Here is a 22891-nt window from a genome sequence, read left to right on the forward strand (position 1 = left end):
TCTTTAAGTATTTTTCATGGCTGTCACGGTCGGTGCACTGACGCGCCGCCGACTCGTCATCCACTTGGCTTTCAAACCCGCTTCCGTCAAGAACAGCGAAGTCAGGAGAACACATGCATCTGCTCGTCACCGGAGGCTGCGGCTTCATCGGTTCCAATTTCATCCAGCACATGCTTGCCACGCACGACGATGTGGTCATCGTCAACCTCGACAAACTGACCTATGCGGGCAACCGCCGCAATCTGGCCGAGGAAGAGGCCCGGCACATGGGCCGCCGCTATCATTTCGTGCACGGCGACATCTGCGACCAGGAGCTCGTACCGGAGCTCATGAAGCGCTTTGTCTTCGATGCGGTGCTCAATTTCGCGGCCGAGTCGCATGTGGACCGCTCCATAAGCGACCCCTTTCCCTTTGTCACGACCAACGTCCTGGGCACGCAGAACCTGCTGGAGGCCGCGAGACGGGCTGAGATTCCGCGCTTCGTGCATATTTCCACCGACGAAGTCTACGGCACCCTGGGGCCCACCGGGCAGTTCACCGAGGACACCCCCCTGGCGCCCAATTCCCCGTACTCCGCGTCCAAGGCTTCCTCGGACCTTCTGGCCCGGGCCTATTTCCACACCTACGGGATGCCCGTCATGGTCACCCGCTGCTCCAACAACTACGGTCCCTTCCAGTTTCCGGAAAAACTCATTCCCCTGGTCTATCTGAAGGCCTCCCGGAACGAGCCCATCCCCGTCTACGGTGACGGGCTGAACGTGCGGGACTGGATCTACGTCATGGATCACTGCCGGGGCGTGGAGGCCACGCTTTTCAAGGGCATGCCCGGCGCGGTGTACAATTTCGGGGGGGACGCCGAGCGGACGAATCTGGAGGTGGTGCGCCTCATACTGCGGCTGACGGGCAGGAGCGAGGAACTCATCACCCATGTCACCGACCGGCCCGGCCATGATCGCCGTTACGCCATGGCTTTCGAGCGCTCCACGGCGGATCTGGGCTGGACCCCGCAACATTCTTTCGAGGACGGCATGGCCCGCACCCTGGCCTGGTACAAGGCCAACGAGGCCTGGCTTGACGAAGTGCAGAGCGGCGCCTATCGCCAGTTCATGGATGCATGGTACCAAACGAGGCAGGCATGAAGAGCGCGGTCGTGCTGGGCGGCAAGACCGGCCTGCTCGGGCAGGCGCTGTGTCTGGCCCTGTCCAGGCAGGGATGGACCGTGAATGCACCGGGGCGCGACGAGCTGAACCTGTTCGAGCGTCCGGCCGTGGAGGAATACCTGGCCCGGACCGGAGCCACGGTGCTTTTCAATACGGTGGCCTACACCAAGGTCGATCAGGCCGAGGACGAACCGGCCGAGGCTTCCAGACTGAACAGGCAGCTGCCGCTGGTTCTGGGCAAGGCCGTGCAGAACGCCGGGGTTTTCCTGGTCCATTACAGCACGGATTTCGTTTTCAACGGCAGAAAGACAAGTCCCTACGCCCCCGGGGATCAGCCCGCGCCAGGTTCGGTCTACGGCCAGACCAAGCTGCTGGGCGAGCGGGAACTTTTGGCTCTTGATCTGCCGAATCTGCTCATCATTCGCACTTCGTGGCTTTTTGGACCGTGCAAGACCAATTTCGTGACCCGCATCCTGGAGCTGGCCGCGACGCGGCCGGAGCTTTCCGTGGTCCACGACCAGATCGGCAGCCCCTCCTACACCCCAGATCTGGCCGCCGGTTCGCTGGCGCTGCTGGACAAGGGCGCGACGGGCATCTTTCATCTGGCCAACGCGGGACAGGCAAGCTGGTGCGAACTGGCTACGGAGGCCGTCCGGGGGGCGGATCTGGCCTGCCGGATCAAGCCCATCCCTTCGTCCGAATACCCCCAGAAGGCCTGCCGTCCGGCGTATTCGGTCCTGGACCTGAGCGCCTTCACGGCCGTGACGGGCATTGCTCCGCGTCCGTGGGTGCAGGCCCTGCGCGAATTTCTTTTCTCCCGGGAAGATTGCCTGTCATGATCCTGAGCAAGCGCGAAACCGCAGTCCTCACCGCAGTGGTCGAGACCTATGTGGAGTCCGCCCTGCCCGTGTCGTCCCAGGCTCTGGCCGTGGGCCTTGGACTGAGCCCCGCGTCGCTGCGGTCAACCATGGCCGCCCTGACCGAGAAAGGATATCTGCAACAGCCGCATACGTCCGCCGGGCGGGTTCCAACGGTTCCGGCTTTTCGCTATTATCTCGATGAGGTATTAAAGCTCGGGCCCCTGCCGCGCAGGGAACAGTCCCGCCTGCACGACCACATCCAGCCGGGCGCGGGGGATTTGCCCCAGGTCCTGCGTCGCGCCGTCCGGACCCTCTCGTCCCTGACCCGTCAGGTGTGCGTGATCATGGCTCCGCGTCAGGATCTGGCCCGCTGGCGGCAGATAGATTTCGTCCTCTTGCGGCCGGGCATGATCATGGCGGTGCTGGTCATGCAGGGCGGGCTGGTCAGCAATCGTCTGGTGCAGATGGACGAGAGCCTGAGCGCCGACGAGCTTGTGCGCTACGGGAATTACCTGAACAGCCTGTTCGAGGGCCGCACCACCCATGAGGTGCGCGGTGAGATCGAGCGTCAGCTGCACAACGTGCGCAAAACGCTGGATGCCTATCGCCGGGCCTGGGAACTGGCCGCGCAAGCCCTGGCCGAGGAAGAACAGCCCGAGGTTTTCGTCGGTGGCGCGAGCCATCTCACGGATCAGCCCGAATTCACGGAGCTGGAGACCATCCAGGAGCTGTTGCGACTCATCGAGGAGCGTTCGCGCCTGCTTGAACTCCTGGACAAGACCTCGGCCAGCCAGTCCGTCTCGGTCAGCCTGTCCCAGGACATGCCCGGACTCGCGGGATGCTCGCTGGTGGCCTCTCCCTACAGCGCTTTTTCCACCAATCACGGAACGTTGGCAGTGCTTGGGCCGGTGCGCATGAACTACGCACGCATCATGCCCATGGTTGACTTTGCCGCTCAAATACTTAGTCAGTGCCTCAAATCCCGCTTCTAAGGATATTCGTGAAGCGTTTTATCAAATATTTCAAGGATCAGGAGTTTTTCATGTCCAATAAGGAAAAAGAGGGCCAGAACCCGGAAGAAGTGCAGACCGAAATGCAGACCGAAGAAACGCCGGAGCTGACCCTGGAGGAGAAGTACGCCCAGGCCCTGGCCGACGTGGAGGAGCTCAAAAAAGACAACCTGCGCGTCCTGGCGGACAGTGAGAATTTCAAGAAGCGTTTGCTGCGCGAAAAGGAAGACTATTTCAAATTCGCGACCTCCGCCATCCTCGAGGAGATTATCCCGGTCATGGACAATCTCGACCTGGCCCTGGCCCACGGCAAGCAGACCGAGGCCTGCAAGGATCTGGTCACGGGCGTCGAGATGACCATGAACATTTTTCTCGACACGATGAAGAAGCATGGGCTGGAGCAGATCGCCGAAGTGGATGTGCCTTTCGATCCCGCGCGCCACGAGGCCTTGGGGCAGGTCGAGCGGGACGATGTCGGGGAAAACACGGTCTGTCAGATGCTGCAGAAGGGCTACATGCTCAAGGACAGACTGCTGCGTCCGGCCAAGGTCATGGTCAGCCGCAAGGCGGGAGCCTGAGGCCATGGCACAGATTGTCGCGGTGCTCGGAGCGAGCCACAAGCCGGAACGTTACTCGAACAAGGCCGTGCGCATGCTCAAGGAGCACGGGCATTCGGTCATCCCGGTCACGCCGGGTCGATCCGTCATCGAGGATCTGCCCGTCGTGCCCAGCCTGGACGCCATCGATCGCAAGGTGGACACCCTGACCCTTTATGTCGGGCCGGAGCGCAGCGCGCAGCTGCAGGACTCCATCCTGGCGCTAAGGCCCGGGCGTGTGATCCTCAATCCCGGCACGGAATCGGCGACCCTGGAACAGGCCCTGACCGAAGCGGGCATTCCCTGGGAGCACGCCTGCACCCTGGTCATGCTCAGAACCGGACAATTCTAGACGGTACGTCCCTGATCGGGGAGCCTCCGTGGCTCCTCGAAACCTCACCCCGCAAGCGCGCCGCTTTCAAGGGCCAGGGTCCATGCCCAGACCGCAAGTGCCAGCCCCGCCGCGCCGCACATAGCCCCGACCCTCGCCTTCCATCCCGTTGCCCCGTGCCAGTCGCCGACCAGCAATCCAAAGGGCAGACCACAGCACATACCGAAAAAATGCGCTCCCAGGTCCACGCGTTCCTCTCCCGCGCCAAGCATGGCCAGCAGGCTGAAACCGAAGCCCAGGGCCAGTAGAAGGACCTGTCCCCGTGAGCCGCGTTCGGCCCGGCCCGCACCTCCGGCCAGAACGCCGATCAGCCCGAATACGCCCGTGGACGCGCCCACGCTCAGGTGATCAGGCGCTTGCGCCCAGGCGTTCAGGGCGTTGCCGAGGCCACCCGAGAGCAAAAAGAGACCCCAGGTCAGACCCGATCCGATGCGGCGCGCCAGGAGCGAGGCGAGCACCGCCAACGCTCCGGCATTGGCCAGCAGATGCCCGGCGTCGGCGTGCAGGAACAGGGCGGTCACGCAGCGCCACCACTGTCCTTCAAGGATGAGCCCGGCGTCGGCCCGGCCCGCGACATGCCACGAGATGCGCCTGCCGAGCCCCTGGGCGTCGAACCACATGGTCAGGCCCAGAAAGATGGCGATGACCAGCAGGCTGACCCAGGAGTTGTCGGGTAAGGGAGCCGGACGGGATCTGGGCCGGTTTTCCTCTTCGTAGGCGATGATTTCCCGCACCGCGAGCGGCGCCAAGGCGGGCGCGACCAGCAGCGTTCCTTTATCGAAACGGTGCAGGAATCTTCGACTGGACAGGACCAGGGCCCAGGCGCGGATGGTGGCCTTGTCCGGGCTGTGCTTGGAGGTGGCCAGGGCCAGGGTGGGCAGGATGTCGATCACCTAGAAAACTGATATCTGCCCGCGCACGAAGGACCAGGCCAGACCCATGTATTCGTGCACGGCCATGTTGCAGGTTTTGATGTTGTCCGCGCCGGGCAGGAAATTCTCGGGCTCGCCCTTGTCACGGAAGCAGGTTGGAGCGGGGATGGGCTTTAGGCCCTGGTTTTCGAACAGTTTTACGGCGCGCAGCATGTGCGAGGCCGAAGTAACCAGCACAAAGGCGTCGGAACCGGCCAGGGCCCTTATGTGCATCGCTTCGTCGTGGGTGTCGAGGGCCTTGTCGGAGAGCATGATCCGGGCCGGGTCGAAGCCCAGGTCCACGGCTGCGGCGGCCATGACCTGTGCGCTTGACTGTTCGTCTTTGTATTTTCCGCCCGAAAGAACCAGGATGGAGCCCCGAAACCGGTTTGCCACCCGAATGCCTTCGGTGAGCCGGTACAGGGCCGCCTCTTCGAGCATGGACCCGGGGGACAGGCGCTTGTCCGTCCAATGCCCCGAGCCGAGCACGACCACCCATTTGACGGGCCTTCTGACGATTTCCGCGTTGGTCAGATCCAGGGGCGGGTGGGCGTCCTCAAGGGGACTGATCATGTATCCGGAGACGGAGTTGAGGGAAAAGGCGTAGAGCAGGAGCGCGCCCATGACAAAGGGGGCGATGGCGTCCTTGGAGCGGCGCAGCAGCACGTAGACCATGCCGAGGGCGAAAAGAATCAGACAGACCGACAGGGGCATGAAAAGCGTGCCCAGGGCTTTCTTGAGGATAAAGCCCGCGCCGACGCTCATGTGCCGCCCCCCATGCGCCGTTGCAGCAGAACCATGTCGGCCAGGACCAGCCGGACCATGGCCGAGAGCACCGGGACCACGCGCGGGATGGCGCAGATGTCGTGCCGTCCGCCGACGCGGATGGTCCGGGCTGCCCCGAAGCGGTCGCGGGTGTGTTGGTCGAGCGCGATGGACGGGATGGGTTTGATGGCGGCGCGCAGTACGATCTCCTGGCCGCTTGAGATCCCGGCCAGGATTCCACCGGCGTTGTTGGATGCAAAGCCCGTATCCAGCATGGCGTCGTTGTTTTCGCTGCCGCGCATGCGGCTGGCAGCGAAGCCGCTTCCGATCTCGATTCCCTTGACCGCGCCCACGCTCATGAGCGCGGCGGCCAGGCGGGCGTCGAGCTTGTCGAAGACCGGTTCGCCAAGTCCCGCGGGCACGCCCTGGGCGCGGATTTCGACGATGCCGCCCAGCGTGTCGCCTTGGGCCGCGACCTTTTTGACCAGTTCCTGCCAGCGCAGGACAGCATTGTCGTCAGCCGCGAAGAATTGGCGGTGTTCCGCACCTTTGATGTCCAGGCTCTCGGCCGCGATGCCGCCAAGTTCCACGGCGGCGGCCCGGACAGTGATCCCGAGCGGTTCCAGAAACGCCCCGGCCACGGCTCCACCCGCCACGCGCGAGACGGTCTCCCGGCCCGAGGAGCGGCCTCCGCCGCGATAGTCGCGCAGCCCGTACTTGGCCTCGTAGGTCATGTCTCCGTGACCCGGCCGGAAAACGTCTTTTATCTCGCCGTAGTCGCGGGAGCGCTGGTCCGTGTTCTCGATGGCGAAGCCGATGGACGTGCCTGTTGTGCGGCCCTCGAAGACGCCGGACAAGAGCCGGATGCGGTCCGGTTCGTTGCGGGCGGTGACGGCCAGGCCGCCCTGACCGGGTCTGCGCTTGTCGAGTTCCGTCTGGATGGCGGCCTCATTGAGGGCGATCCCGGCGGGACATCCGTCCACCACCCCGCCCAGGGCCGGGCCATGGGATTCGCCGAAGGTCGTCAGTTTGAAGATGCTGCCGAAAGTGTTTCCCGCCATCAGTTCTCCAGGGGCCCGGCCCCGGCTAGTAGTCTTTGCCGCGCTTGCACCAGTCGGCGTATACGTTTTCGAACTCTTCCTCGTCCAGGGGGCTTTGATCGTACATCCCTGCGGCCAGGCGCTGGCGCATGGCCTCGTAGAGGATGGTCGCGGCGGCCACGGACACGTTCAGGCTCTGAACCATGCCGAACATGGGGATGTAGATTTCGTCCGGCACATGAATCTTGACGTCGGGGTCCATGCCCCGGTGCTCGTTGCCGAGAATGATGGCCGTGGGTTTGGTGAAATCGATATCCATGATGGGCCTTGCCGTGGAGCTGAAGCCCGTGCCCACGATCTGCATGCCCCGGTCGCGCAGGCCCTGGATCATGGTTCCTGCTTCGCGGTGGCGGGTCAGGTCGATCCACTTCTTGGCGGAGCCGGATGAGCTGTTGGCCAGGGAAGGAAATTTTTCCTTGGTGTAATAGAGGTGCACGCCGAACACCCCGAAGGCGTCGCAACTGCGCAGGATGGCGGACACGTTGTGCGGGTCGTGGATATTGTTCAGTACCAGGGTCAGGTCGGGCTGGCGTTTGGCCAGTACGTTTCTGAGCTTGGTTTTGCGGTCTTCGGTCAGAAATCTGTCAGGCATGGGCTCGAATTTGGTTGAAGTGTTGACGATGAACGCGGTCTGTACCCGCATCGGCCTCTCTTGGCAAAGTCTGAGCTCAGCGCCGCAAATGGAGCAGGTATTCCTGGTTGCCCTTGGGGCCCTTGATCCCTGCCGCGACGGAGCCCAGGACGTGCAGTCCGAGCTCCTCCCGGGCGAATTCCCGTATTTCGTCCACGGCCCTGAGTTGCAATTCCTCCGAACGGACCACGCCCTTGACCGCATGCTCGGGGCCCAGCTCGAACTGCGGCTTGACCAGGGCCAGGATCTGTCCTTCGTCCTTCAGGAATTGCAGGCAGGGGGGCAGGATGAGCCGCAGGGAGATAAAGGAGCAGTCGGCCACCACCAGGTCCACTTTTTCGGGAAGGAGGTCGGCGGTGGCGTGACGCAGGTTGACCCGCTCCAGATTCACGACGCGCGGGTCCGTGACCAGCTTCCAGTGCAGCTGGGCGTGCCCAACGTCCACGGCGTAGACCCGCGCGGCCCCGAATTGCAGCAGGCAGTCCGTGAATCCGCCGGTGGAGGCCCCTGCGTCCAGGGCGACCATGCCGCTCACGTCCAGGGCGAAATGCTCAAGAGCCGTGAGCAGCTTGTAGCCGCCGCGCGACACGAAACGCTCCGCTTCCTTGAGCTCCAGCCGCGCATCGCGCGGAATCTGCTGCCCGGGCTTGGCCACGGGGGTCCGGGCCTCGCCCTGGAGCAGTAGAACCTGACCGGCCATGATCATCCGTTTGGCCTTTTCGCGGCTCTCGACCAGCCCCTGCTCGGCCAGGACCACGTCGGCCCGATCGACTTTCTTGGCCATCCTTCTACCCTTGGAGTTTCGGCGCGGGCTCGTCGGCCCAGAATATCAGGCCCAGGCTGTGCGCATCGCGCAGCAATGGGTGGTGCGGCAGGATGCGCACGGTGAAGCCGAACTTGCCGGTGGCCATGGGCATGGCCTTGCCGCGATACACGTACCAGCCGTCCGGGGTGCGTTCATCCGGGCTCATGAGGAAGGTGGACCTGCTGGCAAACTTGCCGGTGTGATCGAGGGGGCCGGTGTAGATCTCCACGCGGATGTCCTGGATGCCGAGTCCCTCGACCTTGACCTCGGCGCTGACCTCCAGGTTCTCGCCGACGAACATCTCGTGGGCCGTGATGCACTGCACGTTGCGGATGTCGAGCGCTCCCCAGTGGGTGAGCAGGTTCATGCGCCACTCGGCCAGTTCCACGACCGGGCGGTACTCGTTGGCCGAGAGCTTGCCGTAGCTGATGTTGGACGGGAGGTAGGCGCGCTTGGAATATTCCTCGACCATGCGGTGTCCGTTGAAGACCGGACCCAGGGTTTTGAGCGCCTGCTTCATTTTCTGCACCCAGCGTCTCGGGAAAGAGCCCTGCACGCGATCGTAGAAGAGCGGGATGACGTCTTTTTCGAGGATGTTGTAGAGGGTCTGGCTCTCCACGAAGTCCTGGTACTCGACGTCGTCGTATTCCTCGGCGTTGCCGATGGCCCAGCCCACGGAATTGTCCGGGCTCCAGGCTTCGTCCCACCAGCCGTCGAGGGTACTCAGGTTCAGGACGCCGTTGGCCATGGCCTTCATGCCGCTGGTGCCGCAGGCCTCAAGGGGGCGGCGCGGGTTGTTGAGCCAGATGTCGCAGCCCTGGACCAGGTAGCGGGCTACCTGCATGTCGTAGTCTTCCAGAAAGACCATGGACGCGCGGCTCTCGGGGGATTGGCAGAGGCTGATGAGCTCCTGGATGATTTTCTTGCCCTCGTTGTCGCGGGGATGGGCCTTGCCGGCAAAGACGAATTGCACCGGGCGGGCCGGGTCGGTGACGAGGCGTTTCAGGCGGTCATCGTCCTTCAAGAGCAGGTAGGCGCGCTTGTAGGACGCGAAGCGGCGGGCGAAGCCGATGGTCAGGGCCTCGGGGTTCAGGACATTGTCGGCCACTTCCAGCTCCCAGCTCCGGCCGCCGCGGGACATGATCTGCTGCTGCAGCCTGCGCCGGACGAAGTCCACGAGCCGCTCGCGCAGGCGTTCGTGGGTGCGCCAGAGCTCGATGTCGGGGATGGTCCCGAATTTTTCGCCCACGCGCTCGCAGTCCGGATCCTCGCGCCAGGACTGGCCGAGAAAGCGGTCGAAAAGGACGGACATTTCCGGGGCCACCCAGGTCGGGAAATGAATGCCGTTGGTGACCCAGCCGATGGGCACATCCTCTTCCGGGTACTGGGGCCAGACCTTGGCCCACATCTTGCGTGAGACCTTGCCGTGCAGCCGGCTTACGCCGTTGTTGAACCGGGATAGGCGCAGGGCCAGGATCGTCATGCAGAAGTGCTCGGCATCGTCGCGCGTGTTTTCACGGCCAAGGGCCAGGAAAACCTTCCAGGAGAGTCCCAGGTCCGCGGAGTATTCCTGGAAGTATCTGGCCATAAGGTCCGGGGAGAAACGGTCGTTGCCCGCCGGAACAGGAGTGTGCGTGGTGAAGACCGAGCTCTGGGCGACCAGTTCAAGGGCCGCTTCGAAAGACAGGTGCCGGTCCTGCATGAGCACGCGGATTCTTTCCAGACCGGCAAAGGCCGAGTGCCCTTCGTTCATGTGGATGACCCGGGGCGAGAGACCCATGGCCTCCAGGGCCTTGATGCCGCCGATGCCGAGCAGGTATTCCTGCATGAGCCGCATTTCCAGATCGCCGCCGTAGAGCTGGGAGGTCAGCTCCCGGCGCTCGGGCGGATTTTCGGGGATGTTGGTGTCCATCAGGAACAGCGGCACGCGGCCCACGTCGGCCCGCCAGACGCGAAAATAGAGGGGCTTGCCCTGCATCTGAAAACGCACTTTAAGGGGCAGACCTTCTTCGTCCAGCACGGGAGAGAGAGGCATCTGCTCAAAGTCGTTGGGCTGGTAGCGCTCCTGCTGCCAGCCGTCGTGGGTCAGGTACTGGCGGAAAAATCCGCGCTGGTAGCAAAGGCCGATGCCGACCAGGGGAATGTTCAGGTCACTGGCGGATTTGAGATGGTCTCCGGCCAGCACGCCAAGCCCTCCCGAATACACGGGCAGGCATTGGGCGATGCCGTATTCGGCGCTGAAATAGGCGACCACCGGCCCGCTGTCGAGGGCGTCGAGTCCGGTCATGGGGCCGCGCTTGGAGATGTATTTTTCGAAACCCGCCGCAATGGTTGACAGACGGTCCAGAAAGAATTCATCCTCGCCCAGCTCTTCCAGTGTGCTCTGGGGCAGATGGTTCAGGAACCAGACCGGATTGTGTTCGCTTTTTTCCCACAGTTCGCGGTCTATCTGGGCAAAGAACTCCTCGATTTCATGCTGCCAGGAAAAATAGAGGTTGCTTGCCAGCGTCTTGAGCGGCAGAAGTTTTTCCGGAAGCTTGGGCACAACTGTATAGACATGCAATGGTTGCATAAATCCCCCTGTCATAAATTTGTAACGCATCCCTGCATGCGCTTGGAGTACAAGCTAGCATGCCAAGGAGAAGAAATGAATCCCTGTTCCGGAATTGTCACCATGCCGGTCAAGGTCCGTTTTTTATCGGAAACGTGCCCGCCGGAGAAGTTCAACTATGCCACTTCGGGATCGGCCGGTATTGATCTGCGGGCTTGTATGGCGGAAGCGGAGGTCTTGATCCCCCCCGGAGGAAGGCACCGCTTTCCAACGGGCATCGCCGTGGAATGCACGATGCCGGGAGTGGCCGGTTTTGTCTATTCCCGAAGCGGCCTGGGAACCAAGGATGGACTGGTCGTCAGTCAGGGGGTTGGGGTCATCGATCCGGACTATCGCGGCGAGATCCTGGTCAGCCTCCTGAACACTTCGGACCAGACCCGCACCGTGACCCGGGGACAGCGCATCGCCCAGCTCGTTTTTCAGCCTGTCGTGCGCGCGGAGATCATCCCGCAGGAAAATCTTTCGGACACCGCGCGCGGTGCCGGAGGATTCGGGCACACCGGCACGATCTGATCCAACTCATTTGCGAGGAGAATTTCATGAACAGCGAAGATATAAAACAAGGCGAAGCCTCGGCCCTGTGCCGGACCTATGCACGTTATCCCCTGGCCGTGAGCCGGGCCGAGGGGACCAAGCTCTACACCCCCGAGGGGCGCGTCTACACCGATCTTCTGGCGGGCATCGCCGTCTGCAATCTTGGGCATTCCCATCCCGAGCTGGTCGAGGTCATTTGCGCGCAGGCCGGCAAGCTCATTCACGTCTCCAATCTTTTCTATCAGGAAGAGCAGGTCGCCCTGGCCAAAAGGCTGCTCGGCACCTCGCACCTGGAAAGGGTCTTTTTCTGCAACTCCGGCGCCGAAGCTAACGAAGGGGCCATCAAGCTGGCCCGGCGCTACATGCGCGAGGGCCGGGGCGAGGAACGCTACGAGATCATCACCCTGGGCGGGTCCTTCCATGGCCGGACCCTGGCCACTCTTACGGCCACGGGCCAGGACAAGATCAAGACCGGTTTCGGGCCGCTGCCCGAGGGTTTCATCACCGTGCCCTTTGCGGATCTGGCGGCCATGGAGGCGGCCATGAACGAGCGCACAGCCGCGGTGCTGATCGAGATGATCCAGGGCGAGGGCGGGGTCAAACCCCTGCCCGATGATTACGTCCGTGGGCTGGCCGCTCTTTGCGCCGCCAAGGGCGTGCTGCTGATCGTCGATGAAATCCAGACCGGCGTGGGACGGACCGGAAGATTCTGGGCGCACCAGCACGCGGGTCTCAAGCCGGATATCGTCACCGTGGCCAAGGGCCTGGCCGGGGGCCTGCCCATGGGCGCGGTCATGTGCACCGAAGAGGTCTCCAAGGGTTTTCCTCCGGGCAGCCACGGCACGACCTTCGGCGGCAACGCGCTCATCTCCGCCGTGGCGTCCAAGGTCATCGAGATCATCGAACGCGACGATCTCTGCGACCGGGCCGCGCGCATGGGCGACTGGCTGCGCGGGCGGCTGGAAGGGATCAGGAGCAGGTTCCCGGAGAAGATCGCCGAGGTGCGGGTGCATGGCCTGATGGTCGGCATCGAATTGACCCATCCCGGGGCCGAGGTCTGGAAGGAGCTGCTCGGGCAGGGCTTTGTCCTGAACCTGACCCAGGACACGGTGCTGCGTCTGCTGCCGCCGCTGGTCATCACCGAAGAGGAGCTTGAGTCGTTCTGCCTGGCTCTGGAATCGATCCTGGCCAAGGGCTGATTTTTGCCGAAATTTTGTTCGCGGGCCCTTTTCCCGAAGGAAGCGGGCCCTTTTTCAAACTTCAAATTCCAACGGTGCGCATCCCGTTATCAGGTTCATACATGTCAAACAAACTCGCCCGCCTTGCCCTCGCCTTTGCCCCGGAAAACGAGGATCTTGTCACCGGCCTGCTGTTTCTGCACACCCCGTGGGGTTGGGAGGACGGCGGCACAAAGGATGGCCTGCGCCGCCTGACCGTGCATTTCGACCGCCCGGAGCAGTCCGCCGAGACCGAGGCCGCGCTTCAGGCCGCGTGCCCCGAGGTGCGGCTCGAAAGGTCCAGCGTGGACAATGCGGACTGGACCAGCGCCTGGAAAAAATATTTCACGCCCATCCCCATCGGGTCGCGGTTCGTGGTCCTGCCGGCCTGGCTCAAGGACGAGCCCTGCACGGCCCAGCCCATCCTGATCGAGCCCAAGATGGCCTTCGGGACGGGGCATCACCAGACCACGGCCCTGTGTCTTGAGGCATTGGATCGCCTGGCGACGGAGGGCGTGCTGGCGGCGGGGCAGTCTTTCCTCGACCTGGGCACGGGTTCGGGTATTCTGGGCATCGCCGCCGTCAAGCTCGGACTCGTCGGCCAGGGGCTGGACATCGACCCCGTGGCCATCGACAACGCCCGCGAAAACGCGGTCCTGAACGCGGTGGAGGGCGCTTTCATAGCCGCCACCGGGAGCGTCACGGACATCCCCTCGGAGCAGCGCTTTGATTGCATCCTGGCCAACATCCTGGCCAATCCGCTCATCGACATGGCCGAGGACATAAGTGCCCGCCTGGCCCGGCCGGGGGTGCTCATCCTGTCCGGCATCCTGCGCGAGCAGGCGGACCGCGTCGTGCAGGCCTACGTCGGACAGGGCCTTGCGGCTCCCGAGATCTCATACTCAGGGGAATGGACCCTGCTCGTTTTTCGGACATGAACCGGGAAGCCGTGCTGCTTGACTACTACCGCGCGATGCGGGCCGAGCTGGGCCCAAGCCGGTGGTGGCCGGGAGACACGCCTTTTGAAATCGCGCTTGGTGCCATCTTGACCCAGAACACTGCCTGGGCCAACGTGGAGAAGGCGATGCACAACCTGCGCGAATCCGGCCTGCTCGAACCCCGGGCGCTTGCACGGTTGACCGACGGGGAGCTGGCGATGCTCATCCGGCCGGCCGGGGCTTTTCGGGTCAAGGCGGCGCGGGTGCGCAATTTCCTGAATTTCCTGCACGGGGCCTGTGATCTGGATATGGATGGATTGCGCGGCGAGACGGTGGAAGGGTTGCGCCCGGCCCTGCTTGAGGTTTCCGGCATTGGCCCGGAAACGGCAGACTCCATCCTGCTCTACGCCCTCGGGCTGCCGTCCTTTGTGGTCGACGCGTACACGCGGCGCATCCTGGGCAGGCACGGGCTGATCCCCGAAGACATCGGGTACGGGGAGCTGCGGGATTTTTTCATGGATGTCCTGCCGCCGGATGCGGCTTTGTATAATGAATACCACGCCCTCATCGTGCGCACGGGCAAGAATTGGTGCGCAAAGAAGGCGGGAAAATGCGCGAGCTGCCCCCTGGCGGTGTTTCTGGAAGAGTTCAGCCCCTTGACCTGCGTGGGAAAAAGCATCATCCCTCACCCATGAATCGTCCGTCATCCCGCCTCAAGCCGCGCTTTTTCGCGATCATCCTGATGCTCCTGGGCGGTCTTGTGTTCACGGCCACGCTCGGCCTTGCCTCTCTGGAAGAAGAGATGGCCGCCAAGAACAAGCAGTTGGCCGAGCGCAAAAAAGCCATCCAGAGCCTGACCGAAAAAGAGCGCAGCCTGCACAAGGATCTGGCCAAACTCGAAGGTTCGGTCAAGCAGGCCGCGGCATCCCTCCAGAAGCTCGAAGACGAACTGGCCGTTCTCAAAAAAGAGCAGGCCGAAGGCGCCAGTCGCCTTGATGCGCTGCTGAAGGAGCGGGAAAAGACCACCGGCCGTCTGCAGGAGCTGATGCGAACGCTGTGGCCCATCTACCTGACAGCCAAGGAAGAAGGTTTTGCCTCCGCGGAGCGGTGGGCAGAGGCCAACCGCCGGGAGGCCTGGCTGACGGCCCTGTATGGCGAGGCCCAATCCTTGCGGGAAGATATCGAGCGGCAGAGCCAGATCGTGGCCGACCAGCAGTCGGTTCTTGATCAGAATGCGGACCAGGCCGAGGCTCAGCTGAACAAGATCAAGGCGTCCAGGGCCGAGCTGGAAAAAAAGAGGACGCAGTACGAACGCCAGATTGCCGAGGTGCGGGTCAAGAAGAAGGAGAGCGAAAAGGAAATCCAGAATCTGATGGGTTCCATCGCCGGCATCCGCCACAAGATCAGCCTGCAATCCTCCAAGAAGATTTCAAAGCTGCAGGGCAAGCTGAGTTGGCCGGCCAAAGGCAAGCGGGTGGTGTCCTTCGCGCCAAGCGGAAATCCGCCCAGCAACGGGATTGGCCTGGCCCTGTCTGCCGGCACTCCGGTGCGCAGCGTCTCCTGGGGCAAGGTCGTGCACAACGACCAGTTGCGCGGTTTCGGACAGGTTGTGATTGTTTTTCACGGCGAGGATTATTATTCGCTGTATGCCTTTTTGTCCGACGCCCCCATCCCGGTGGGCCGGGAAGTGGAGCGCGGACAGCAGATCGGCGTGTGCGGATTCTACCCGGCGGCCAAGGGCGAAGGCCTCTATTTCGAATTGCGTTACAGGCAAAAAGTCATTAATCCTTTAAAATGGTTACAGTCGGGGTGAAAAGTGGGTTCGCATTTTTTCGGACTGGACTGCACCACGGTATCCGCTTTCAAGTGATTCCAACAATTTCTCGCCATTCCCTCAGGGAGGATATCATGCGTTTCAGCCATTTTCTTGGCACGATGATTCTTCTGGTCGGCCTTTGCGGCACGGCCTCGTCCAGTCAGGCCCGTGATACAGATCATTATCAGGCCTTGAAGCAGTTCAGCCAGGTTCTGGATCTGATCGAAAAGAATTATGTTCAGGAGGTCGACCGTACGGATCTGATCCACGGGGCCATCGAGGGGATGCTCAATTCCATTGATCCGCATTCCACATATATCGATCTCGACAAGTTCAAGATGATGCAGGAAGAATTTCAGGGTGAATTCGGCGGAATCGGCATCCAGATCGGAGTCCGGGACAAGCGCCTGACCGTCATAGCCCCCATTGAAGACACCCCCGCCGACAAGGCCGGTCTTAAGGCCGGTGACATCATCCTTGAGATCAACGGCGCTTCTGCGCTGGACATTTCCCTTGAGGACGCGGTGTCCAAGATTCGCGGTCCCAAGGGAGAGGCCGTGGAACTGACCATCCTGCACAAGGAGTCCCAGGCTCCGGAAAAGGTGACCATCGTGCGCGGCACGATTCCGCTGGTCAGTGTCAAATTCAAGGAACTCGAGCCCGGCTATGTGCATCTGCGTCTGACCGATTTCAAGGCCAACACCACCGACGACATGCACGACAAATTGCGCGAGTACTCGGCCAAGCAGGAGCTCAAGGGCATTGTCCTTGATCTGCGCAACAACCCCGGAGGCCTTCTCAATCAGGCCATCTCCGTGACCGACACTTTTCTGCGTGACGGGCTCATCGTCTACACGCAGGGACGCGATCCCAAAAGCAGAAAGGACGAGATGGCGTCCCGTCAATCGACGGACGTGACCTGTCCCGTGGTGGTGCTCATCAATTCCGGTTCGGCCTCGGCCTCGGAGATCGTGGCCGGAGCCCTGCAGGACCGCAAGCGGGCCATCCTGATCGGCGAGCGCACCTTCGGCAAGGGGTCGGTGCAGACCATCATGCCCCTGTCCGACGGTTCGGCGGTCAAGCTGACCATCGCGCTCTATTACACGCCAAACGGCCGCTCCATCCAGGCCGAGGGCATTGACCCCGACGTGGAGCTCCCCTTCACGCTCGCGGCCGAGGATGCCGCCGAGCTGCGTGAATTCAGGGAGGCGAATCTTTCCAAGCATCTGGACAATCCCAATGGGGATGCGGTGCTGGACCCGGAAGCGCTTGAAGCCAAGGAAGCATTGGCCAAGGACAACCAGCTGCGCATAGGTCTGAGCATGGTCAAGTCCCTGCCGCGCTTCATGCAGCTCACCAACTGATTCTCATCGCAATGCGGGACGGCTCCTGCCGTCCCGCGTTCTTTCCACCTCCATGCCCCCAAAAAAACGAAAAAAGAAGAAGCCAGCTGCCAAGGCGTCCGGCTTTTCGCTGTTCAAATCACTGCTCTGGATTTGCGTTGTCCTCCTGACCGGTCTGACCCTTTTCGTGGCCATGCATCTGCCGCTCAGAAACGCTCCGAGCAAGCCCGGGAACGTTCAGCCACCGGTCGTACACAAGACGTCCGAAGAGCCCGCCGCGCAAAGCCGCAAGGATTCCCGGTCCAGACAGGCTTCCACCAGGGACGCTTCGGTTCAAAAGAACCAGCCGCTGGCATACGAGGCCCAGATCGACGATTTTGACGCCAAGGTCCGCAGTGTCGATCTGGCCATACTCATGGGCCTTGCCGCCCAGGGCGAATCCGAGAGCCTCATGCGCCACAGGACCGTGGAGGTGCGGCGTCATGGCGGTCAGGAGTTCTATTATCAGAACCTGACCATCAATCTGGGGCACGAAGTTTTTCCCTTCCTGGCCGAGCTCAAGAAGAACCTGGATCAACTCGGGCCGGATTTTAGCCTGAAAACCGTGGACAGCAACCCGCGCGACCTTGAGATTTCCATCCTTGGCGAGCCGACCCATCACATCTTTCTGCCCCTGTCCCTGGTTCCCGAGCCGGAGCCCGAGGTCCCGACCGTGAGGGCCCCAAGGCTCGTCATCATCATCGACGACCTGGGCGAAAGCATGTCCGTGGCCAAGCGGCTGGCCGACCTGCCTTTCGCGGTCAGCTTTTCGGTGCTGCCGCACAACACCAAGGCGCGTCAGGTGGCCGACCTGGCCAGACAGGAAGATCTTGAGCTGCTGCTGCATCTTCCCTGCGAGCCGGAGGGCTATCCCAAGTCGGCCAATTCCGGTCCCGGCACCTTGCGCGTGAACATGAACCCGGCCGTTCTGGAACAGACTCTGGCCGACAATCTGGCGCGTCTGCCGGAAGTGGACGGAGTCAACAATCACATGGGATCGCGTCTGACCCAGGACAAAAAGGCCATGACCGTGGTGCTTGCTCATCTGCAAGGGCGGGGCAAATTTTTTGTTGACAGCCTGACCACGCCCAAAAGCTGCGTGCGCGACGTGAGCAAAACCCTGGGGCTGCGTTACTACAGAAGACATATCTTTCTCGACAACACGGCAAAGGAGCATGCAATCCTGCTGCAGCTCAAAAAGGCCGAGAGCCTGGCCAAGCGTACCGGGCTGGCCGTGGCCATCGGGCATCCCTACCCGGCGACGCTGTCAGCGCTTGAGTCATGGGCAAGGACCCGCGACATGAGCGTGGTTATCTGCAAAATACAAGATATTTGACAAAATCTTGCTTTTTCTCCAAGTAATGAAACCTGTAAATAGAGATGTATTTCAGCTCATCAGCAGGAGCCAAAGATGGAGCCGCTTACCCCTTCTTCGTGCATAAACGTCCTTCTCGGGATTTCCAGGGGACTTTCGCATCGCACCAGCATTCAAAAAACACTCGAAGAAATTTGTGTCCACGTGGAGAGCTTTTTTTCTCCCAGGCACTTGGCGTTTTTGCTTGTGGATCCGGACACCGGGGACCTGACTTTCAATCATGTTGTGGGGGAAAAGACCGATTTGGTCAGCGGAAAGAAATTGCGGAAGGGCACGGGCCTGGCCGGATGGGTCGCAGAGACCGGAGATGCCCTGCTGATTGAGGACACTGCGCGGGACCCGCGCTTCACTACACAATTCCTGACGGCCAAGACCAAGGGCTGTTCAACGGTCATGGCCGTGCCGCTCAAGAGCGGCGATATGGTTTACGGTGTCCTGGAACTCATCGACACCCGTCATGGAGAGCCCTTTACCAAGAGGAATCTGGCGGACTTCGCGGCCATTGCCGAGGTTACCTCCGTGGCTCTTGAGCGGGCATACTATTTTCAGGCCATGAGGCGCATGGCCGAAACGGACCAGCTGACCGGCCTGCCGAACAAGCGGACCTTTGACCGTTACATGGAGCGCGAGATCGAGGTCTGCAAGCGCTATGGAACCCCTTCGAGCGTGTTGATGGTCACGATCGAGAATTTGCGCAGGCTCAACGAGGAATATGGCCCGTCGAGCGTGGACAAGATCATCCAAACGCTCGCCGTGGTCCTGGGCGAGGAGGTGCGAAAAGTCGACGTGCCGTGCCGCATAGCCTCCAACAAGTTCGCGGTGATCATGCCCAATACGGCCAGGCCCGCTGCACTGGATGTCAGCCAGCGCATCAACACCAAGATCGCCCAGCAAAGCGCCACCAGGCAGATGCCCTATTTTTCGGTGCTTCTTGATGTCGTGTCCGGAGTTCAGGAAGATGTCGCCCCGCTGATCGGGATTTGCGATACGAGCAGGGCCACGACCCGGGGCTTTCGCAAATTCCGCAATGTGGCCGCAAATCTTGTGCTGCTCCTCAACGAGGAAAAGCAGGCCATGGAGCGCAGGCAGTATTACCGCAAGAATGTGCAGCTTGCCGGGCAGTTCGAAAATCCCGAAACGGGCGAGACGGGTGATTTTCTGCTGGAAAATGTCTCCCTGAACGGCGTCGGCTTCACGACCTTGCTTTCCCATCGCCTGGTCCGGGGGGCCCTGATCAAGGTCCGTTTCCGTCTGGATGATTCACGCAATACGGAAGTCACCCGGGTGACTCGGGTCAAATACATGAACGATAGGTATGTCGGATGCCAGTTCGCGGACCAGAAAAGCTACGACAGCGACCTCGGTTTTTATTTGATGCGCTGATCGTTTGAATCTTGAATTTGCTGAAAGCGGGCTCCGGGTCCGCTTTTTTTGTGCCTGCGGTCGGTACCCCCCTGCCGGATTCGCGCCAAATTTTGGAAGTTCGCTGCCGGAGGTGTTGACATATCGTCTGTCGGGATTAAATTTTCACCTATTCAAACTATAGGAGGCATCTATGTTTACTCTCCAACCGGCGGCAAAGGCGCAGCTGGACGAGCATTTTGGCGGCAAGGACAAGGAACCCATTCGAATATACCTGGCTTCCGGCTGCGGCGGACCCCGTCTCGGGTTGGCCCTGGACGAGCAGAAAGACACTGATCAGATCTTCGACGTGGACGGATATTCCTTTCTGGTCGAGGGGGCCCTGTTCGAGCAGGCCAAACCCATGACCGTTCTCTTTGATCAGAACGTGGGCTTTACCGTGGAATCGAGCATGGTCTTCCCCGAGGGCGAAGGCGGGTGCTCCTCCTGCGGATGCGGCGGAAGCTGCGGCTGATCGCAAGGAAAAATCATCAAGCGCGAAAAGGGCGGCCAAGGCTGCCCTTTTCGCGCTCGGAACCAAGACATTTTCGTTATCCACTCCCCATGTTCATCACACCCCGCGTACATATCGAAGACGAGGACATCCGCCTCGAATTCATCCGCTCCTCCGGTCCCGGCGGCCAGAACGTGAACAAGGTCGCGACGGCCGTGCGTCTGCGCGTTCGCCTGGACGCGATTCGCGGGCTGGACGAGGACGGGATGGCCCGTCTTGAGGCGCTGGCCGGAAAGCGGCTCACCGTGGACGGAGAGCTGGTCATTCGGGCCGAGTCGCATCGCACCCAGGAGGCCAATCGTAAGGCCGCCCTTGAGCGACTGGCGCATCTGGTGGCCCAGGCCGCCGTGCGTCCCAAGCCTCGCCGGGCCACGAAGCCCACCCGGGCTTCCAAGGAGAGGCGTCTGGCATCCAAGGCCAAACAGTCTCGTCTCAAGAATCTGCGCCGGAACGCAGAGGACTAGCCTTTTTTTCTTCCACGTTTCCCCCTCTCCTGCAGCGCAGGTTTTCCGCTCCAAGCCGGGCCTGAACATACAGCCCGAGGGCCCTCACGGCCCGGTCCGCATCCCTGAACACGGGCATGCCCCGTTCGCGCAGCATGGCCGCGAAGGGGTTGTACATCTCGCCGCCGTCGACCACTGCCACGATGGGCTTGGGACTGTGCCGCGCTATGGCGCCGATGCGCTCGGCAATGTTCTGGCTTGCGTCCATGTCCAGGGAGGACAGGGACGGAGTGAGCGGGATCATGCCGACGACGGCCAGGTCCACACCCGGGTCCGCCGCCAGCGCTTCCACGACCTCCGTGAAAAGTTCGTCGGTGGCCGCGGGGTTCATGTCCAGCGGATTCTTGACCTCGACCAGCCTGTCGAGTCCGCAGGCAGCCAGGGCCTTGGAGATGCGCTGTCTTGTGGCGGGACGGAATGCGGCCATGCGCAGCTCGAAGTCATCGGCCGTGATGTTGTCGGCCATGCCCACCGCCTCGTATCCGGCCGTTGAGACGGCGGCCATGCGGTTTCCGGCAATGGTCTTGCCATGCAGCCCCTTGGCCAGCATGTAGAGTTCCGTGAACTGGTTGAAGGATCTGGCCACCATGGCTCCGGCCTGGGTCAGGCAGGATTCGCAGACCGTGTAGTCTCCCGCCAGGGAGGCCGTGTGGCTGGACGTCGCGGTCTTGCCCTCGGGCGTGCGCCCGGCCTTGTAGAAGATGATCTCCTTGCCGGCCAGGACCGCCTCCCGCACGGCGCGGGTGAAGTGCACGCCGTCCAGGTCATTGAATCCTTCGCAGTAGACGCCGATCACGTCCGTGTCCGGATGGCTCCTGAAGTAGGCCATGAAGTCGCCCAGGGTCAGGTCGTTCTGGTTGCCGATGGAGATCAGATAGGCCGGGTCAAGTTCCGGGGCCCGGCTCATGCGTGTGGCCATGAACGCCCCGGACTGGCTGATGAAGGCGGAGTTGCGATGGTGCTGTCCCCGACCCTTGGGCAGCTTGTTCTCGGGAATGAACCAGGTGTCGTAGTTTCCCGGATGGGAAATGACGCCCATGGAATTGCCGCCCAGGAAGACGGGCCCGTCGCCCTGCCTGTGACCGTCGTCGATCCAGGCCATGATCCTTTCAGCCATGGCCTTGCTGTCCTGCGTTTCGCCCAGGCCGCCCGGGATGAGCAACACGGATGCGGCCTTTTTGCAGTACATGATCTCCTCGATCAGTTCGGGCAGGTTTTCGGCCGCCACGGCCACCACGAAGAGATCCACCGGCTCGTCAAGGGCGGACAGTTCCCGGACGCAGGCGACGCCGTCGATTTCCGTCGCGGCCGGATGGACGACCGTTATCCTGTCCGCCGGGAATCCGTGCGCCAGGACGTTCTGCAGGATGACGCGGCCAAAGTTCCGCCGGGAAGTGGACACCCCGATCAGGCCGATGCGGACCGGATGCAGCAGGGTGTGGATCTTTTCCACGGGCCTGGGGGCGGCCAGCGTCTTTTGCGGCAGCGAGAACCGGCACATTCCATCGAGCGGCACCATCATGAAGTCCGAAAAGGCGAAGGGGTTGATCTCCAGTTCCTCGATGACGAAGGGGGCGTCCACGGCCGTGGGCGAAAAGAAGTTACCGACCTGGATGAACGCCGAAAAGCATTCGATGAGCTGTTCGTCGGCGACCACGCGCTTCTGGCCGCGCGTCTTTCCGGCCAGGACCTTGTAGGCCACGGTGCGCCTGAAGAGTTCAAAAAAGGACTCGCCGTCGTTGAGTTCCGTGGAGGCCGAGACGATGCTGCGGTTCTTGCGGAAATTGTCGGCCAGAAGCTCCGTGTCCGTGCCGCCCACTCCGGCGGTGAGGACCATGCCGAATTCGCGCGTGGCGCGCAGGCCGACAATGAGTTCGTTGCCGAAAGAGGTGGCGTCCGGAGGAATGAACTGCACCAGGAGCACGCCCTGAATGTCCTGGGAGATGGCCGAGACCAGCGCATCGCCGGTCAGTCCCTGGTAGTGCGCCGGAGCATGGGCGGGGCGGCGCTCGATGCGATCGGCATAATTTTCGGCGACTTCATACATCATGCGCCGCCAGGTCGAACGGATCTTGTCCGGATGCTTGGGGATGATGCGCACGCCTCCGACGTCGCTCTTGTGCACGATGTAGGGCGAGACGATCTTGAGCACGACCCTGTCTCCGGGCAGGGCCAGCAGTTCCTCGTCCGATGGCCGCGTTCCGGCCAGGAGCAGGAGGCTGCGCGGCGGCGTCTCGGAGCCGAGGTTGCGCAGCAGGCTGTAAACCTCGTGCTCGTAGAGGAGGTCTCGTCCCTTGCGCCCGGCCTGCGCAAAAATCTGGGTCATGGCCGTGAAATCGATATGCGTGGCGACTTTGATGCTCATGGAAGT

Annotated in this window: 22 protein-coding genes; 15 read left to right on the forward strand and 7 right to left on the reverse strand. The window is 62.0% G+C overall.

The genetic code is table 11. From position 1 onward, the window contains the following. Positions 1 to 113 precede the first annotated feature (113 nt). Genes rfbB through BMZ24_RS06340 form a run of 5 tightly spaced genes read left to right on the forward strand, consistent with a single transcriptional unit; the run spans position 114 to position 3978 of the window. Positions 114 to 1139, forward strand: a complete 1026-nt coding sequence (rfbB, locus tag BMZ24_RS06320) for a dTDP-glucose 4,6-dehydratase (protein WP_092190434.1) — start codon at positions 114 to 116, stop codon at positions 1137 to 1139. Beyond that, entirely contained in the window at positions 1136 to 1999 is an 864-nt protein-coding gene (gene rfbD / locus BMZ24_RS06325) for a dTDP-4-dehydrorhamnose reductase (RefSeq protein WP_092190435.1), read from the forward strand. The genes rfbB and rfbD overlap by 4 nt, the downstream gene beginning before the upstream one ends. Next, the gene (gene hrcA / locus BMZ24_RS06330; RefSeq protein ID WP_092190438.1) at positions 1996 to 3012 is read left to right on the forward strand and encodes a heat-inducible transcriptional repressor HrcA; all 1017 of its coding nucleotides are present in this window, start codon (positions 1996 to 1998) and stop codon (positions 3010 to 3012) included. Before rfbD ends, hrcA begins: the two co-directional genes overlap by 4 nt. Positions 3013 to 3062: 50 nt before the next feature. Continuing rightward, positions 3063 to 3608 (forward strand): nucleotide exchange factor GrpE, encoded by a 546-nt coding sequence (gene grpE / locus BMZ24_RS06335; RefSeq protein WP_092190884.1) that lies wholly within the window; start codon positions 3063 to 3065, stop codon positions 3606 to 3608. Between the two features lie 4 nt (positions 3609 to 3612). Beyond that, positions 3613 to 3978 carry a CoA-binding protein gene (locus BMZ24_RS06340; RefSeq protein WP_092190440.1) on the forward strand — a complete coding sequence of 122 codons (366 nt, stop codon included), beginning with the start codon at positions 3613 to 3615 and terminating at the stop codon, positions 3976 to 3978. Positions 3979 to 4022: 44 nt separating this feature from the next. Here BMZ24_RS06340 and BMZ24_RS06345 read toward each other — a convergent pair whose 3' ends face one another. From BMZ24_RS06345 to glgP, 6 genes are all read right to left on the reverse strand, one after another. Beyond that, positions 4023 to 4910, reverse strand: coding sequence for a rhomboid family intramembrane serine protease (locus tag BMZ24_RS06345; protein ID WP_092190442.1), 888 nt, complete (start codon positions 4908 to 4910; stop codon positions 4023 to 4025). Then, a complete protein-coding gene (locus BMZ24_RS06350; RefSeq protein WP_092190444.1) occupies positions 4911 to 5693 on the reverse strand; it encodes a YdcF family protein in 783 nt (260 codons plus the stop codon). It abuts the gene before it with no gap. After that, entirely contained in the window at positions 5690 to 6754 is a 1065-nt protein-coding gene (gene aroC, locus BMZ24_RS06355) for a chorismate synthase (protein ID WP_092190446.1), read from the reverse strand. The genes BMZ24_RS06350 and aroC overlap by 4 nt, the downstream gene beginning before the upstream one ends. Positions 6755 to 6779: 25 nt before the next feature. Then, complete coding sequence (locus BMZ24_RS06360; RefSeq protein ID WP_092190886.1) at positions 6780 to 7385, reverse strand: TrmH family RNA methyltransferase; 606 nt, start codon at positions 7383 to 7385, stop codon at positions 6780 to 6782. 76 nt (positions 7386 to 7461) lie between these two features. Then, positions 7462 to 8208, reverse strand: a complete 747-nt coding sequence (locus BMZ24_RS06365) for a TlyA family RNA methyltransferase (RefSeq protein WP_092190448.1) — start codon at positions 8206 to 8208, stop codon at positions 7462 to 7464. 4 nt (positions 8209 to 8212) lie between these two features. After that, positions 8213 to 10801: an alpha-glucan family phosphorylase gene (glgP, locus tag BMZ24_RS06370; RefSeq protein ID WP_092190450.1), complete on the reverse strand. Its 2589-nt coding sequence runs from the start codon at positions 10799 to 10801 to the stop codon at positions 8213 to 8215. Positions 10802 to 10876: 75 nt separating this feature from the next. Between glgP and dut the strand changes: the two genes are divergently transcribed. From dut to arfB, 10 genes are all read left to right on the forward strand, one after another. Beyond that, positions 10877 to 11353: a dUTP diphosphatase gene (dut, locus tag BMZ24_RS06375; RefSeq protein WP_092190452.1), complete on the forward strand. Its 477-nt coding sequence runs from the start codon at positions 10877 to 10879 to the stop codon at positions 11351 to 11353. A 26-nt stretch (positions 11354 to 11379) separates the two neighbouring features. Next, positions 11380 to 12573, forward strand: coding sequence for an aspartate aminotransferase family protein (locus tag BMZ24_RS06380; RefSeq protein ID WP_092190454.1), 1194 nt, complete (start codon positions 11380 to 11382; stop codon positions 12571 to 12573). A 101-nt stretch (positions 12574 to 12674) separates the two neighbouring features. After that, positions 12675 to 13529 (forward strand): 50S ribosomal protein L11 methyltransferase, encoded by an 855-nt coding sequence (prmA, locus tag BMZ24_RS06385; RefSeq protein WP_092190456.1) that lies wholly within the window; start codon positions 12675 to 12677, stop codon positions 13527 to 13529. After that, the gene (locus BMZ24_RS06390) at positions 13526 to 14224 is read left to right on the forward strand and encodes an endonuclease III domain-containing protein (protein ID WP_092190888.1); all 699 of its coding nucleotides are present in this window, start codon (positions 13526 to 13528) and stop codon (positions 14222 to 14224) included. Before prmA ends, BMZ24_RS06390 begins: the two co-directional genes overlap by 4 nt. Continuing rightward, entirely contained in the window at positions 14221 to 15342 is a 1122-nt protein-coding gene (locus BMZ24_RS06395; protein WP_161949060.1) for a murein hydrolase activator EnvC family protein, read from the forward strand. Before BMZ24_RS06390 ends, BMZ24_RS06395 begins: the two co-directional genes overlap by 4 nt. Positions 15343 to 15437: 95 nt before the next feature. Then, on the forward strand, positions 15438 to 16709 hold the full coding sequence (locus BMZ24_RS06400; protein WP_092190460.1) for a S41 family peptidase: 1272 nt from the start codon (positions 15438 to 15440) through the stop codon (positions 16707 to 16709). Positions 16710 to 16761: 52 nt separating this feature from the next. Then, on the forward strand, positions 16762 to 18063 hold the full coding sequence (locus tag BMZ24_RS06405; protein WP_092190462.1) for a divergent polysaccharide deacetylase family protein: 1302 nt from the start codon (positions 16762 to 16764) through the stop codon (positions 18061 to 18063). Between the two features lie 75 nt (positions 18064 to 18138). After that, a complete protein-coding gene (locus BMZ24_RS06410) occupies positions 18139 to 19485 on the forward strand; it encodes a diguanylate cyclase (RefSeq protein WP_092190463.1) in 1347 nt (448 codons plus the stop codon). A 172-nt stretch (positions 19486 to 19657) separates the two neighbouring features. Further along, entirely contained in the window at positions 19658 to 19978 is a 321-nt protein-coding gene (locus tag BMZ24_RS06415; RefSeq protein ID WP_092190465.1) for an IscA/HesB family protein, read from the forward strand. An 89-nt stretch (positions 19979 to 20067) separates the two neighbouring features. Next, positions 20068 to 20481 (forward strand): alternative ribosome rescue aminoacyl-tRNA hydrolase ArfB, encoded by a 414-nt coding sequence (gene arfB, locus BMZ24_RS06420; protein WP_092190467.1) that lies wholly within the window; start codon positions 20068 to 20070, stop codon positions 20479 to 20481. On the opposite strand, the gene BMZ24_RS06425 is transcribed toward arfB, so the two are convergent. Further along, the gene (locus BMZ24_RS06425; protein ID WP_092190469.1) at positions 20450 to 22885 is read right to left on the reverse strand and encodes an acetate--CoA ligase family protein; all 2436 of its coding nucleotides are present in this window, start codon (positions 22883 to 22885) and stop codon (positions 20450 to 20452) included. The two genes, arfB and BMZ24_RS06425, sit on opposite strands and share 32 nt — an antisense overlap. Positions 22886 to 22891 lie beyond the last annotated feature (6 nt).

The organism is Desulfomicrobium norvegicum (assembly GCF_900114595.1).
GTDB lineage: Bacteria > Desulfobacterota > Desulfovibrionia > Desulfovibrionales > Desulfomicrobiaceae > Desulfomicrobium > Desulfomicrobium macestii.